Here is a 13,798-nt window from a genome sequence, read left to right as displayed (position 1 = left end):
AAGCCCACCAAGCCACCCATAAAAAAAGTAGCCCTGCCAAAGGCAAGGCTACTGTAGATACATCACATGCAAAGGCATCATGATGTTCTTTGAAGACATAAAATAGAAGTTTCTCTTGATTTTTAACACAGTACCTGACGATTAGATGGGCATTAACTTTGGGAAGCCGTAGAAAACGGGCTTGCTGGTATCCAATCGTCGGACGATGACGGGGAGCTGGTCAGGAAAAAACCAAAAAAACTCGTCCTACTACTGACATCGAAACAACCGTTTGCGTCATCTTTACAATACGGTTCAACAATCATTTCCGCGTCGATCTGCCCAATCTGTGTTATCCGTGTTCTGTTCCTTCGCCGCTATCAGATTGGAACGCAGATGAGGCCGATCTGTGGGTGATTGCAGAGTTGTAGCGACATGTCAACGTTGACAAAACGGAAGAGAGCCATAGGAAATGTAAACAATAAACGTAGCTCTTGGCCTACTTTATATCCCGTACCGCCCTCTTCACACTACATTCACATAGAATTAGCACACTATAGCAAGCAGCCAATACCGGCTGTTTTGCTGATATAATTTTGCCGGCAACCTAAACATGAGGTAAGCCCATGAAACCTACTCCCGCAGGCACTACTTTTATGCCCACCCTAAATGGTCACGGTACCACGGATGATAAATACCGGTCGTTGTTCCGGGATTTAAATCCTCCCCTAACCAATATCGGAGCCGTTGTGGAAGCGAACCGCTGCCTCGAGTGTGGTGGCCCCTATAACGAAGCCCCTTGCATGCAGGCTTGCCCGGCCGATATCGATGTGCCCGGATTTATTTCAGCCATAGCTGAAGGCAATCCCGAGAAAGCAGCAGATATCATTTATGAACAAAATATCCTGGGCGGTACGTGTGCCCGGGTTTGTCCCGTAGAGACACTATGTGAAGGCAAGTGCGTGCTGATGAAAGAAGGCCGAAAACCCGTTGAGATTGCCCGCCTCCAACGTTATGCCACAGATCAGGTAAGTGTTGAAGCCGTTAGAAAACGATCATTTGATGGTACAAACGGTCATAAAGTGGCTGTTATTGGAGCTGGGCCCGCCGGACTTTCTTGCGCGGCTGAGTTGGCTTCAAAAGGATATGAAGTTACGGTTTATGACGAACACGAGGATTTTGGCGGGTTGATCCGCTACGCCATTGCCCCTTATCGCATCAACAGCCATCCCATCCCCAAAGAAGTAGAAATGATTAAAGAGATGGGCGTAGAATTTAAAATGAGTACCCCGGTGGATACCGCTGAAAAACTCCGCAGAATTGAAGAAGAAAACGAAGCAGTATTTTTAGGTATTGGTTTGGGGCGTGATGTTGATCTGCATTATGAAGGCGAAAACCTTCCTGGCGTATGGAATTCCCTGGAATTTATTGAAGCCATTAAAACCGGTCATCCTATTCAGGTTGGCCAAAGTGTGGCGGTGATTGGTGGGGGTAATACTGCTATTGATGTGGCTCGCGAAGCCAAACGGCTGGGTGGCGTAGAAGTAACCATGTACTACCGCAGAACCGAAAGCGAGATGCCCGCCTACGCTCATGAAGTGGAAGAGGCGCGGGAAGAAGGAATCCACTTTCAGTTCCTGACTAATCCCATCCGGTTTTTAGGTGAAGATCGTTTACAAAGAATGGAATTACAATATATGAAACTTGGAGAGCCGGATGATTCCGGTCGGCCGAGACCGGTTAAAGTTCCCGGTACCGAATTTACCGTTCGGGCTGATACGGTGATTAAAGCCATCGGGCAGCAAAAACGCACCGGATTCCTTGATTGGATTGAAGGTCTGGATACCGACTGGGGCCTCATCAAAACAAACCCGGAGACCCGGCAAACTACCAACCCCAAATACTTTGGCGGTGGAGATGCGCTGAACGGAGGATCCACGGTGGTGGAAGCCGTCCGGCATGGAAAGCAAGCCGCCAAAGGCATTCACCAATACCTGGGAGGAGCATCATGATGAAAGAAATACGCTGGCACGGACGTGGCGGGCAAGGCGCTAAAACAGTTTCAGAATTGGTAGCGCTTGCATTAATGCATCATGGCTATTTTGTACAGGCTTTCCCGGAATATGGCCCTGAACGCAGTGGTGCTCCCCTGCAGGCTTACACCCGAAGTTCGGATGAACCCATCCGTTTACACTGCGGGGTTACCGACCCGGACCTGGTTGTGGTACTGGATGATTCGTTATTACACGAGATACGTGTTACGGAAGGACTAAAACCGGAGGGTTTCATTCTGGTGAATACGAAAAAGACCAAAGAGGCTCTCCGGCTTCAATTGGGTTTTGATGGAACCCTATACTGTATAAATGCCGATAAAATTGCCGTAGAAACCGGATTGCTCTATTCCAATGTGGTGATGGCTGGTGCCTTGGGCGGAATTTTAGGCAACCCACCCCTGGAGGACTTAAAACGGGCTGCGGAAGAGTTCCTGAGCATTAAACTATCGCCCAAGATTGTAGAAATTAACCTGAAAGCCATCGAGGCCGGCTTCCGCGAAAGTCAACATATGGAGGAATTGGCATGAATGAACTAAAAAAATACCACGAAATTCCTATTGGCGGAACCGTCATCACCAAAGATGTGGTGCAGCCTAAAACCGGTGGCTGGCGCATGGGGGAAAAGCCGATGGTGAACCTGGATAAATGTGTGAATTGCCTCATTTGCTGGCTGGATTGCCCTGATACGGCTGTATTGGCAGAGGGCACAGACTTCTTTGGCTTTGAATATGACTATTGTAAAGGCTGTGCACTATGTGCTGAAGTTTGCCCCACCGATGCGATAGTGATGGTGCCGGATGATCAGGAAGTACCGGAATACGGAAGAATGCTAAACGGAGGCCCTCATGAAAACTAAACCTACCGAAGCCGAACGTATAGAAATGCTGAGACGGGCAAAATTGCTGACCGGAGCGGAAGGTGCCGCCCACGCCATGCGGCAAATCAATCCGGATGTTTTTCCCGTGTATCCCATCACCCCGCAAACCCCGATTATTCAAACTTTTTCCAAGTTTGTGGCCGATGGCGAGGCTTCCACAGAAATCATAAATGTAGAATCGGAGCACTCGGCTATGAGTGCGGCTATTGGAGCAGCAACGGCAGGTGGTCGCACCATGACGGCCACCGCATCGCAAGGCCTGGCGTTGATGATCGAGAATATCTACATCGCAGCCTCCATGCGATTGCCTATTGTACTGGCGATTGGGAATCGTGCCCTGTCTGGTCCAATCAATATACATTGCGACCACTCCGACAGCATGCTGGCTCGTGATTCCGGAGTGATTCAGTTTTTTGTAGAGAACGCCCAAGAGGCCTATGACTTTATGATTATGTCAGTGCCCCTGGCTGAAAACCATGATGTACTACTGCCGGTACTGGTAGGTCAGGATGGCTTCACGATTACCCACACTGCCGAACCCATTTTACTGGAAGAAGATGAGGATGTGCAGAATTTTGTCGGCGAATACGAGATCCCTTACCCCCTGTTAAACCTCCAAAAGCCAACTACTCAGGGACCTTTCGATATGCCGGATTATTATTTCGAGCACAAGCGTCAGCAGCAAGCTGCGATGGATGCCGTACCTGATGCCTTTGATACGGTTGCCAATCACTATGCAGCTCTCACAGGCCGCCGGTATGATGCCATAGAAGAATATCGACTGGAAGATGCCGAACGTGCTATTGTGGTGATGGGCTCATCTGCCGGCACCATGAAAGAGGTGGTGGATGACCTTCGGGAACAAGGAGAAGCCGTGGGCTTGCTCAAAGTGCGGATGTTCCGTCCATTTCCCACTAAAAAAGTACGTGAAGCACTGGGCCATGTACAAAAAGTGGCGGTGTTAGATCGCGCGATGTCATTTGGAAGTAAAGGTCCGCTGTATATGGAAGTGGCTGAAGCCTTGTTTGGTGCCGGTCCATCTATGCAAAACTATGTATTCGGATTGGGAGGAAGAGATTTATTCCCGGCCGATATACGTCAGGTATTTGAAAACCTCAAGAATCCCGAAGAAATGCGGGAGATGCAGTATATCGGCATCCGAGAATAGAAGATTTTAAATATCCCGGAAGCGGGAAGGAGTGACTTATGCCAACTATCAAGCAATTAGCAGCCAATGAGGCTAAAGAAAAAAGATTCCGGGGCGGACACTCGCTTTGCAGCGGATGCGGTATTCCCATCGTGGTGCGAACAGTACTTAATAGTATTGAGACGCCCGTGGTGGTGGTAAATGCCACTGGCTGTTTGGAAGTAGCCACTACCCGTTTCCCTAACACTGCCTGGAATGTGCCCTGGTTACATGTGGCCTTCGAGAATGCGGCAGCGGCAGCAAGTGGGGTAGAATCCGCTTACCGCGCCTTGGTAAAAAGAGGAAAGCTTCCTGCCGATGAGCCGGTTACCTTTGTGGTGTTTGGTGGCGATGGTGGTACCTATGATATTGGGTTGCAATCACTTTCTGGCGCTTTGGAGCGCGGACACCAGTTCCTGTATGTATGCTACGACAATGAGGCCTACATGAACACCGGTATTCAGCGTTCAAGCGCTACCCCATTTGGTGCCAGTACTACGACTAGTCCTGAGGGTAAAATCAGCTTTGGAAAAGCCCAACAACGTAAAGATTTGACGGCTATCGCAGAGGCTCATCACGTGAATTATGTGGGGCAGTCCGCTATTTCGCACTGGCACGACCTGAGTGATAAAGTAAAACGTGCTGTTGAGGTAGATGGGCCGGCATTTATAAACGTACTTTCTACTTGTCAGCTGGGTTGGCGGCATGAGCCGAGAGAAGCGGTTAAAGTAGCACAGCTGGCTGTAGATACTTTATTCTGGCCATTGTATGAAGTAGTCAAAGGACGCTTCCGTCTCACACACATACCTGAGGAAATTGTTCCTATCGAAACCTGGCTGCGGATGCAGGGACGTTTTAAGCATCTCTTTAAAGAAGAGAACGCCGGTGCGTTGGAAGTAATACAACAGCAAATATTTGATGAATGGGAGCGCCTGAAAGAGCGGGATCGAAATGACCGAGCTCATTTTGCTCCGCTTCAGAAAGATCAAACATTTACCACGGAGTTTGAGATGGTATAAACATTGAAAACTTAGCCATACCGATATAATGGATAATAAGTATTAAGGTTGAGTTGAAACCTCCAGGTGCGATACCCTGGAGGTTTTTTTTATTGGTCCCAGTTCGGGGTTTAAAACCCTGCACTTTAGTATTTCGAAGAAATCTACTGCTAAAATCAAGGAGTCATTCAGAACGAAAGTGAAGAACCTAAGCCAAAAAATGATTACCAAGCTACCATGAGTTTCAGCGCTTGATCCACTGGAAATATAGTTCAGGAAATTGGTTGAATAAGTTCCGCAAAAGGCAAGATCCTTAGCCGGTAGGCTCAGCATGACTCATAAGAAGAAAACAGAAACCCCGTCATTTAGAGGCTATCACCGAAGAAACTTAGCCAGAAAATGCTTACCGGTATACCATAGCTTGCGGATCAAGACAGATGAGAAGCGAATGGAATTCCAAAAATAGCTTTAGGGTTTAATGGGGAAAAGAACCAACCCTGAACATGAAGAATATTAATAGCTACCGGAAGTTTAAGCGGAATAAAAATGAGGTTAATCAAGACGGGGAGTATATCCTTTACTGGATGCAGATAAACCGGCGCCTGCAGTATAACTATGCACTGGAATATGCCGTTGCCCTGGCCAATAAATACGACAAGCCCCTGCTGATTTTTGAAAGCGTAATTACCAATTATCCCTGGGCCAGTGACCGGTTTCATGCATTTCTGCTGGAGGGAATGAAAGAACACCTGGATGAACTAAAAGACACCGACGTTAACTATTACTGCTTTGCAGAAAGTGAAGCAGGAGAGATGCAAGGAGCGTTTCATGCCCTGGCTGAAAATTCCGTGGCTGTAGTAGCCGATGAATATCCGGTGTATATCATCCGCGAGAACAATGAGAAGATGGCAGAAGAAGTAGATGTGCCTTACATCAGTATCGATTCAAATGGTATCATCCCGCTGGATGTAACGGATAAAGATCCATACTCCGCTTACTTTTTTCGAAGGATCATGCAAGAGCATTTTTTAGAAGCTTACACGAATCCACCCAAGAAAGACCCGCTGGATGATTTAGAGGATCAGAAAGAAGTTAAGCTACCGGATGGTTTTAAGGAAAAATATCCCAAAGCAGATGAAAAACTGGAAGATATACCCGGTTTCATTAGAACCTTGGACATCAACCATGATATTGGCATAACCGATAAGAAAGGCACCCGGCAGTATGCGCTGGGTAAACTGGGTGACTTTATCGCGCATGGCTTGCACCGGTATGATGAAGAGCGAAATGATCCCGATGCGGATGCCGCAAGTGGATTAAGTCCGTGGCTGCATTTTGGTTTGATTAGTGAATATGAAATTGTGAAAGCCGTGCTGGATCACCAACCGGACGGCTGGGACCTGGATGACATCACCCCAAACAATGGCAAAAACTCAGGCTTTTTTAACGGAGATCCCAATGTAGAGAGTTTTCTTGATGAAGTGATTACCTGGCGTGAAGTTGGCTTCCATTTCGCGCACCACCGCCCTGATTATGACCAATTTGATAGTCTGCCCGACTGGGTGCTTAAAACTTTGAAGAAGCACGAAGATGATAAGCGTGAATGGGTGTATGAGCTGGAAGAGTTTGCTCAATCACAGACGCACGATGAAATTTGGAATGCGGCTCAAACTCAGTTGCGGGAAACCGGCATCATGCAAAATTATCTGCGGATGCTATGGGGCAAAAAAATCATTGAGTGGACCAAGGATTATCGCACAGCCCTGGATTATATGATTGAGCTCAACAACCGCTATGCACTGGATGGACGCGATCCCAACAGCTATTCAGGCATTTTCTGGTGCTTTGGCCGGTTTGACCGCGCCTGGCAGGAGCGCCCTATCTATGGCAAGCTGCGTTATATGACCAGTGACTCAACCCGAAAAAAACTGAAACTGGATCAGTATTTGAATAAGTATGGGAGCCAGAAGTCGTTGTTGTAATAGAGGATTCAGAATTCAGTAGTCGGCTATCTCTGGCGCAGGCATCTAGTTTGTGGTAATGCTTTTGGTTTACAAGGTTTAAGGTTGGATACAAGTTGGGGTCCAAGCGAGACGCGTGAACCAGTCGGAGGCTTACTTTCTTGCTTTCCTAAACCCCTTGTTAGCCTGCCATGTTTCACTTGATGATAGGTGGTCCTGAGCCAAGTTAAACAAGTGTCATTGACCTACCGCAAGCGTCCCGCTTGTGGTAAATGGGAAATTAGGTGGCATTTGCTTTTCACAGATTAAGCATACTGTTTCAGTTCTTGACAACTTGACAAGTAAAATCTATTTTAAATAGAAAAGGTGTAGCCATGAATGAGACCAAAAAGATGTCTGTAGGAGAGTTTAAAACTCATTTCTCAAAAGTAATTGAGTGGGTTAAATCCGGGAAAAAAGTTGCGGTTACTTTTGGAAAGAAGAAAGAGGTAGTAGGTTACTTTGTTCCTCAAGAGCATGAAGGGGAGGGAAAGCGACAACTGGGGAAGCTGGATGGGAAAGCAACCGCAGTATTTAACAAGGATTTTAAAATGACAGAAGAGGAATTTTTAGGCTAAATGAATTTTCTGTTAGATACCCACACGCTGATTTGGTCAATTCTGGATACTCATAAATTATCTTCAAAGAGTCATAAAATTATTGAAGATCCAAAGAATCTCATTTTGGTCAGCGCTGTAAATTTTTGGGAGATTTCACTCAAATATTCACTTGGTAAGCTTGTCTTGGATGGTATAAAACCAGACGACTTTCCAAAGCTTGCTGTAGATTCTGGTTTTGAGCTCATTGGATTAACTGCAAATGAAACTTCCTCATATCATTATCTAAGGGGGGAATGGCACCGTGATCCATTTGACAGAATGCTGATTTGGCAAGCTATCCAACGTGATCTGATTTTGATTTCAAATGATGAGGATGTCAAAAAATATGAAGAGGAGGGTCTTAAAACGATATGGTGAATAAGAATTCTGAACTCAGGACGCAGTAGTCAGCTATATTTGCCGCAAGTGTACCGCTTGTGCTAAATGGCTGTCGCCAAGCAAAAATAGGTGCCGTTGGTCTCTTATAGACATCCGCTTGGTTCCATAACAAAACAGAGTTGTACAGGATATTACAGCATTCACTTACCTAATCCGAAAATTCCTGTCCTATTCTTAATCGTGGTTCATGGATAAGTATCACCTAATAAAAATGAGGAGATAATTCTGAATTCTGAGTCCTGAATTCAGACTACTTCTTTCCCCCTAAAACACATATCTTACATATACTTTTCAACCACGCAATGATTCATGGATCTCTTCGAAGAAAAACAGTCAGGTTCTTCCACTTTTCAATCTCAAAAAGATAATCCTCAATACAGTGAGCCGCTTGCCACACGGATGCGGCCGCAGTCTCTGGATGAGTTTGCAGGACAGGAACACCTGGTTGGAGAAGGAAAAATGCTTCAGCGCATGATTGAAAGTGGGGTGATTGGTTCACTTATTTTTTACGGCCCTCCGAGTTCGGGTAAAACAACCCTGGCACACGTGATCTCCCGTGAGATAAAAGCACAGTTCGAAGTGATCAATGCGGTGCTGGATGGCATCAAGGAGTTGCGGAATGTGGTAGATAAAGCGGAGAAGCTGCGTAAGCTTAACGGTAAGAAGACCATCCTGTTTGTGGATGAGATTCATCGCTGGAATAAAGCTCAGCAAGATGCACTGCTGCCTCACCTGGAATCAGGCATTATCACCCTGGTAGGGGCTACTACCGAAAATCCATTTTACTCACTGGTGAATCCGTTGCTTTCACGTTGTCAGCTCTTTGAACTGAATCCATTGACCATGGATGAGGTGAAGCTGATGCTGAACCGTGCACTTAAGGATGAGGAGCGTGGTTTAGGTAAAAAAGATATTGAAGTGACGGAAGATGCCTTTAACTACCTTGCAGAAATGGCGGGGGGCGATATTCGTAATGCACTGAATGCGCTGGAAGTAGCCGTTCTTTCGAGTAAGCCCGATGAGGGTGGTACGGTTCACATCAACCTTGAGGTAGCTAAAGAAAGTATTCAGCGCCGTAATGTGCGCTATGATCGAACCGGTGATGAGCACTACCACTACGCTTCAGCTTTCATCAAATCTATGCGCGGTTCTGATCCCGACGCGGCTCTTTACTGGATGAATGCCATGCTGGAAGGCGGTGACGATCCCAATTTTATTTTTCGCAGAATGTTCATTTTTGCCAGCGAAGATGTGGGCCTGGCCGAGCCCAATGCAATAACGATTGTGAATTCCTGCCAAGAAGCATTTATGAAATGTGGGATGCCCGAGGGAATGTATTTTCTGTCGCACGCTTGCCTGTATTTAAGTATGTGTCCCAAGAGCAACAGTACCGGCGCTATTTTTGAAGTGAACCGTGAGGTAAGCGAGCGGGGGATTAAAGATATTCCTCCTTATCTGAAGGACAAGACAGCCAATAAACTGGGAGCCAAACATCTCGGCATCGAAAATGCTTCGGATGATTACAAGTATCCACACAACTATCCACACAATTGGGTCAATCAACAATATTTGCCCGATGCGCTGAAAAATAAACAGTGGTATCAGGGCGGAAGTCAGGGGCGAGAGGCCTTGCTATGGAAGAAATGGCAAGAGATAAAAAAGGACCAGTGATTGCGCAGATTTAGGGATTTCACTGATTTTTTGGAGTGAAGAAGACATCACACTGAGACCTAATACCTAAAACCTCACACCTTGTCTCTTATCCTAATTCTCAAAAACCTCTTTCATTACGTCCTGGTGTAATTCAAGGTCTTCATCACTAAAAAGTACAAAGCGTATTTCTTTTACAGATTCGAGATCCGGCATTTCATCTTTTAGGGTGATCATGGCAATACGGGCAGCATCCAGTCTGGGAAAACCAAAAACGCCCGTTGATATAGCCGGGAAGGCGATGGATTTAATGTCATATTCCTCAGCGAGCTTAAGCGAATTTTGATAGCAGTTGCGCAGTAATTTATCCTCGGGTTTATCCTGTCCGTAAACAGGTCCAAGACAGTGAATCACATACTTATTTGGTAAATCATGTGCTCCGGAAATGACGGCCTCACTTGGTTTGATAGGGGCTTTAGGTTCGCATTCCTCGGCAAGACCGGGACCTGCTGCGTTATGGATAGCCCCCGCGACTCCGCCCCCTGTTTTTAATTGAGCGTTGGCAGCATTCACAATAGCTTCCACGTCCGGCTGGTTGGCAATATTTCCTTTAGTACAATTCAGGTCTACATTGTTGTAGTCAGGCATATGAATAGGTTTATATACGTTCATATCAAAGGTGTGAAATGTGACTGAAAAAGGAAAATGCTTATGCCGGGAGTACTTTTCTGCAAAGAATGATATACGCAGGACGGAAAGCTCAGAAGGAATCCATCGATTGAAAAATATCCCGAAAATAAAACGGGCGAAGAGGATCAGCTCTTCGCCCGTTGTTGTTGGAGTCACTAATACTATCAGAGAGCAAATCGCAGCCTAACCAACCGAACTCTCTGAAAAATATTAGGCGGAATAAAAGTAAATAGGATTAGAATTAAGTTGAACACTTAATCCGCTTAAAAGATAGCGGTTATTTCAACAAAGTCAAAAATATTTTAGGTAATTTTTTCAAATAGCCTTTATTAATATACTGTTAACATAAAAAGCGCTTACATTCTTAGGTTTTGTAAACACTTGAAAAAGAAAGCGCCCTATAATTCTTTTAAAGTATATGAAGGAATGTAAGGCAGCCACTTTAACTAAGTATTAATGGACCTTAAAGTTAAAAGCATTACAGATCTTCCAGGTTCCAAGGTACTTGAGTTTCACCCGGTCGGCAAGCTTTGCATAATGAGTATGAATAACGGTGGAGCTATTAGTCTGGAGATTTTTATGGGTCCCAGCTCAGGGTGGTTAAGTTAGAAAAGAGAGAGGTAAGATCTTGTGTAAAGAAAATTCCAAGGAATAACTTTCTATGAGATGACGGACTCTGGAATTATTATCGGAGATTTGAGCGCTTCCTAAGTAGACAAGGGATTGTAAAAAAAATTCTGATGGCAGCTGACTCTGAAAAATACCCTTTAGTTTCCCAAAGGATAATTATCCCAGCGCAATGAAAAACATTTATTCTTAAAGTGATTGAAGTGTAACTACAAGCAACAGCGGTTATTGAAACAGTATTCCCCTGTATGTCCCATGTGCAGTCCATGCAACCAAATGAGAGACTGCGGGCATTTTACGCAACCTATTAATCTGTGCGAAGCATGTAGCCCACCCCGTGAAGGGTAATCAGGTAACGGGGATCATCGGGATGCATTTCAATTTTAGCACGCAATTTTGAGATGTGAACATCAACCGTGCGGGTGTTGGTGCTAAACTCATACCGCCAAACTTTTTCCAGTAATTCGTCACGTGAAACAGGTTCGTTAGCACTCTTGAGTAAATAGCGGATGAGTTCAACTTCGCGGGAGGTTAGTTCAATCTCTTCATTATCCGGCCGTTCTACTACAGATTCACGCAGATCAATTTTTACAGGACCTAATTGAAGGATTTCCACTTCCCGGGAAGAGGAATAAGCACCGGCACGACGCAAGCGGGCTTCGATACGTGCCAGCAATTCCTTTACGCCAAAAGGTTTGGTTAGGTAATCATCGGCGCCAAGGTTCAGTCCTTTTACTTTATCCGGCTCCTGGTCTTTTGCGGTTAACATGATCACAGGAAGCGTGAGCTTTTCCTTGCGGATTTCCTGCAAAATGTCGTATCCGCTTTTGCCGGGCAGCATGATATCTAATATCAGGAGATCCGGATGTTGCTCTTTGGTCAATTCGACGGCTTCAGTACCGTCTTCATCAACTAATACCTCATACCCTTCATTTTCGAGGGTGTCACGCAGCGTGAAGACGAGGCTTGGCTCATCTTCAACTACAAGTATTTTCATAGGATTATCCGACATATTCTTCTGTACGCTTTTTTATAGATTGTTGGGGTGATGAGCCAGCCGCACGTTGCTCTGGGGAAAGATCATCCTTAACTAATTTAGGAAATCTGACAATAAATGTTGTCCCACGGCCTACGGTGCTTTTAACATTGATGGATCCTCCATTCAGGTTCACCATATTTTTGACAATGCTCAAGCCAAGGCCATGTCCTTTCACTTTTGTGCTCAGGGTATCTGAGTCTTCAACCCGGTAAAACTTATTGAAAATATTCTTTTGTGCTTTTTTGGGGATGCCAATTCCATGATCGGTAACGCTGAGGTAGACGTGACCGTCGTCCGATGATATCTGATACTCAATGAACTTCACATCACTGCTGTATTTGATAGCATTTTCTGTGAGGTTGCTGATAATCGTCTCAAAGCTGTCACGGTCAATCATAGTGAAAGCCTTCTCTTCCTTGATTTTCTTGCGAACCGTAAAACCTTTTCCTTCAATATAGCTAAGGTTTTCCTCCAGGTAGCTTTCCAACAACTCATTGAGCCTGTAGGGAGCGGCTTTCAGCATAGCTTGTCCTGAATCCACGCGGGCAACATCCAGTAACTTTTCAATCATGCCCCGCAAGCGGATGGATTCGTTGTAAATATGTTCTCCATATTGTTTGAGGCGCTTAGGTTCTGTAACACGGCCGTCTGATATATTTTCGCCCGCGGCCTGCATAACGGCAAGAGGAGTCTTAAGCTCATGAGTCACATTTGCCAAAAAGCTGGCCTGTCGTTGTGCCAGGTTACGCTCCCGCTGTGCTGTGATAAACATAAAGATGAGGGCACCAAGCAGAAAAAGTACGGCTACCCCTAAAACAGCGAGGTTTTTAAATAGAGTGGCATTGTAAGCATTTGCTACAGGAGATTGAAGGAAAGCCATCCTAAAAGACCAGGTATCGAAGAAATAAGAAAATCGATAGCGATGATCTACCTTATCCCGGTCGTATTCAACATTGCTGTCGTTAGAAGCTAGTACATCTTCATTGGTCCAGTCGTGAAGCCATACGACTACTCCGGTTTCTTCGCTATCGCCGAAATAATCATCCAGCAAAGGATCGATTACTTCGTTGACAATATATTCTTTATTGAGTGTGAAGGTGAGGTAGCCAACAATGCGGTTTTCCGATAGATTGATTAGCCCCACATTCATGCTTCTGTGAGTGTCGAACTCTAAGTTATTATTCCAGCGATAGTCAAAATCGTTGAGCTGGATTTTTGTTTTTGTGCGTACCAATCCAACTCCATCACATAAAAGATTAGGGTAGCTGTTGGTGGTGAAAAGCTCTCGATCCTGCTTATTGTATTGATAAACCGTGCTGTTACTGTCACAGGGATTGGTGCCTTCAGGGGTGTAATAAATACCGTTGAAATAGGCGGTTTGGGATGCCTTATGTAGCATCTCCTGCAGTTTTGGGGGCAACTGACCGGTTTGTTCTAAATGGGGTTCTACCGTTTCCATTTCAAGCTTATAAAAGCCTGATAATGGTGCCCTGAGGTCATTTAGGATAGTTTGGCTGATTTCATCCAGTTGAGAAATACGCCGCTCTCTTTCTCCCTCTACCATTTGGTCGCGCAAGTCGTACAGGGAGAGTACATTCATGCCGGTGAGTGCTATGATGGCAGCCAGGCCAATCATAAGCAGAATCCAGCGGAGTCCCCTGTTTCGTAAAAGGTTCATAGGCTTAAAAAGTTTACATTCA

12 protein-coding genes are annotated in these 13,798 nt (G+C 45.5%); 9 read left to right on the top strand and 3 right to left on the bottom strand.

Annotation, left to right across the window (positions count from 1 at the left end):
* The first annotated feature begins 605 nt into the window (after positions 1 to 605).
* The 9 genes from FN815_RS07620 to FN815_RS07580 all read left to right on the top strand — a co-directional run bounded on the left by FN815_RS07620 (position 606) and on the right by FN815_RS07580 (position 9,763).
* Positions 606 to 1,991, top strand: a complete 1,386-nt coding sequence (locus tag FN815_RS07620; protein ID WP_221930274.1) for an NAD(P)-dependent oxidoreductase — start codon at positions 606 to 608, stop codon at positions 1,989 to 1,991.
* Complete coding sequence (locus FN815_RS07615; RefSeq protein ID WP_142454030.1) at positions 1,988 to 2,560, top strand: 2-oxoacid:acceptor oxidoreductase family protein; 573 nt, start codon at positions 1,988 to 1,990, stop codon at positions 2,558 to 2,560. The genes FN815_RS07620 and FN815_RS07615 overlap by 4 nt, the downstream gene beginning before the upstream one ends.
* Entirely contained in the window at positions 2,557 to 2,889 is a 333-nt protein-coding gene (locus tag FN815_RS07610; RefSeq protein ID WP_142454029.1) for a 4Fe-4S dicluster-binding protein, read from the top strand. Before FN815_RS07615 ends, FN815_RS07610 begins: the two co-directional genes overlap by 4 nt.
* Before the next feature lie 19 nt (positions 2,890 to 2,908).
* Positions 2,909 to 4,078, top strand: a complete 1,170-nt coding sequence (gene porA / locus FN815_RS07605) for a pyruvate ferredoxin oxidoreductase (RefSeq protein WP_425461072.1) — start codon at positions 2,909 to 2,911, stop codon at positions 4,076 to 4,078.
* 38 nt (positions 4,079 to 4,116) lie between these two features.
* Positions 4,117 to 5,115, top strand: coding sequence for a thiamine pyrophosphate-dependent enzyme (locus tag FN815_RS07600; protein WP_142454028.1), 999 nt, complete (start codon positions 4,117 to 4,119; stop codon positions 5,113 to 5,115).
* A 482-nt stretch (positions 5,116 to 5,597) separates the two neighbouring features.
* A complete protein-coding gene (locus FN815_RS07595) occupies positions 5,598 to 7,076 on the top strand; it encodes a hypothetical protein (RefSeq protein WP_142454027.1) in 1,479 nt (492 codons plus the stop codon).
* Positions 7,077 to 7,429: 353 nt separating this feature from the next.
* Positions 7,430 to 7,672, top strand: a complete 243-nt coding sequence (locus FN815_RS07590; RefSeq protein ID WP_221930272.1) for a type II toxin-antitoxin system Phd/YefM family antitoxin — start codon at positions 7,430 to 7,432, stop codon at positions 7,670 to 7,672.
* On the top strand, positions 7,673 to 8,071 hold the full coding sequence (locus FN815_RS07585) for a type II toxin-antitoxin system VapC family toxin (RefSeq protein WP_142454026.1): 399 nt from the start codon (positions 7,673 to 7,675) through the stop codon (positions 8,069 to 8,071).
* 330 nt (positions 8,072 to 8,401) lie between these two features.
* Positions 8,402 to 9,763: a replication-associated recombination protein A gene (locus FN815_RS07580; RefSeq protein WP_142454025.1), complete on the top strand. Its 1,362-nt coding sequence runs from the start codon at positions 8,402 to 8,404 to the stop codon at positions 9,761 to 9,763.
* 93 nt (positions 9,764 to 9,856) lie between these two features.
* On the opposite strand, the gene FN815_RS07575 is transcribed toward FN815_RS07580, so the two are convergent.
* The 3 genes from FN815_RS07575 to FN815_RS07565 all read right to left on the bottom strand — a co-directional run bounded on the left by FN815_RS07575 (position 9,857) and on the right by FN815_RS07565 (position 13,776).
* Positions 9,857 to 10,414 (bottom strand): macro domain-containing protein, encoded by a 558-nt coding sequence (locus FN815_RS07575; protein WP_246075188.1) that lies wholly within the window; start codon positions 10,412 to 10,414, stop codon positions 9,857 to 9,859.
* A 952-nt stretch (positions 10,415 to 11,366) separates the two neighbouring features.
* The gene (locus FN815_RS07570; protein WP_246075186.1) at positions 11,367 to 12,056 is read right to left on the bottom strand and encodes a response regulator transcription factor; all 690 of its coding nucleotides are present in this window, start codon (positions 12,054 to 12,056) and stop codon (positions 11,367 to 11,369) included.
* Positions 12,057 to 12,060: 4 nt separating this feature from the next.
* On the bottom strand, positions 12,061 to 13,776 hold the full coding sequence (locus FN815_RS07565; protein WP_142454023.1) for a sensor histidine kinase: 1,716 nt from the start codon (positions 13,774 to 13,776) through the stop codon (positions 12,061 to 12,063).
* Positions 13,777 to 13,798 lie beyond the last annotated feature (22 nt).

The organism is Gracilimonas mengyeensis (assembly GCF_900182705.1).
In the GTDB taxonomy this organism is placed as follows: domain Bacteria; phylum Bacteroidota; class Rhodothermia; order Balneolales; family Balneolaceae; genus Gracilimonas; species Gracilimonas mengyeensis.
The sequence above is the reverse complement of the archived record's forward strand: the minus strand, read 5'-3'. Positions and strand labels throughout refer to the sequence as shown.

Coding starts and splice junctions, on each gene's coding strand:
- FN815_RS07620 (WP_221930274.1), top strand. CDS start 606: ATGAAACCTACTCCCGCAGGCACTACTTTTATGCCCACCCTAAATGGT.
- FN815_RS07615 (WP_142454030.1), top strand. CDS start 1,988: ATGATGAAAGAAATACGCTGGCACGGACGTGGCGGGCAAGGCGCTAAA.
- FN815_RS07610 (WP_142454029.1), top strand. CDS start 2,557: ATGAATGAACTAAAAAAATACCACGAAATTCCTATTGGCGGAACCGTC.
- FN815_RS07600 (WP_142454028.1), top strand. CDS start 4,117: ATGCCAACTATCAAGCAATTAGCAGCCAATGAGGCTAAAGAAAAAAGA.
- FN815_RS07595 (WP_142454027.1), top strand. CDS start 5,598: ATGAAGAATATTAATAGCTACCGGAAGTTTAAGCGGAATAAAAATGAG.
- FN815_RS07590 (WP_221930272.1), top strand. CDS start 7,430: ATGAATGAGACCAAAAAGATGTCTGTAGGAGAGTTTAAAACTCATTTC.
- FN815_RS07585 (WP_142454026.1), top strand. CDS start 7,673: ATGAATTTTCTGTTAGATACCCACACGCTGATTTGGTCAATTCTGGAT.
- FN815_RS07580 (WP_142454025.1), top strand. CDS start 8,402: ATGGATCTCTTCGAAGAAAAACAGTCAGGTTCTTCCACTTTTCAATCT.
- FN815_RS07575 (WP_246075188.1), bottom strand. CDS start 10,414: ATGAACGTATATAAACCTATTCATATGCCTGACTACAACAATGTAGAC.
- FN815_RS07570 (WP_246075186.1), bottom strand. CDS start 12,056: ATGAAAATACTTGTAGTTGAAGATGAGCCAAGCCTCGTCTTCACGCTG.
- FN815_RS07565 (WP_142454023.1), bottom strand. CDS start 13,776: ATGAACCTTTTACGAAACAGGGGACTCCGCTGGATTCTGCTTATGATT.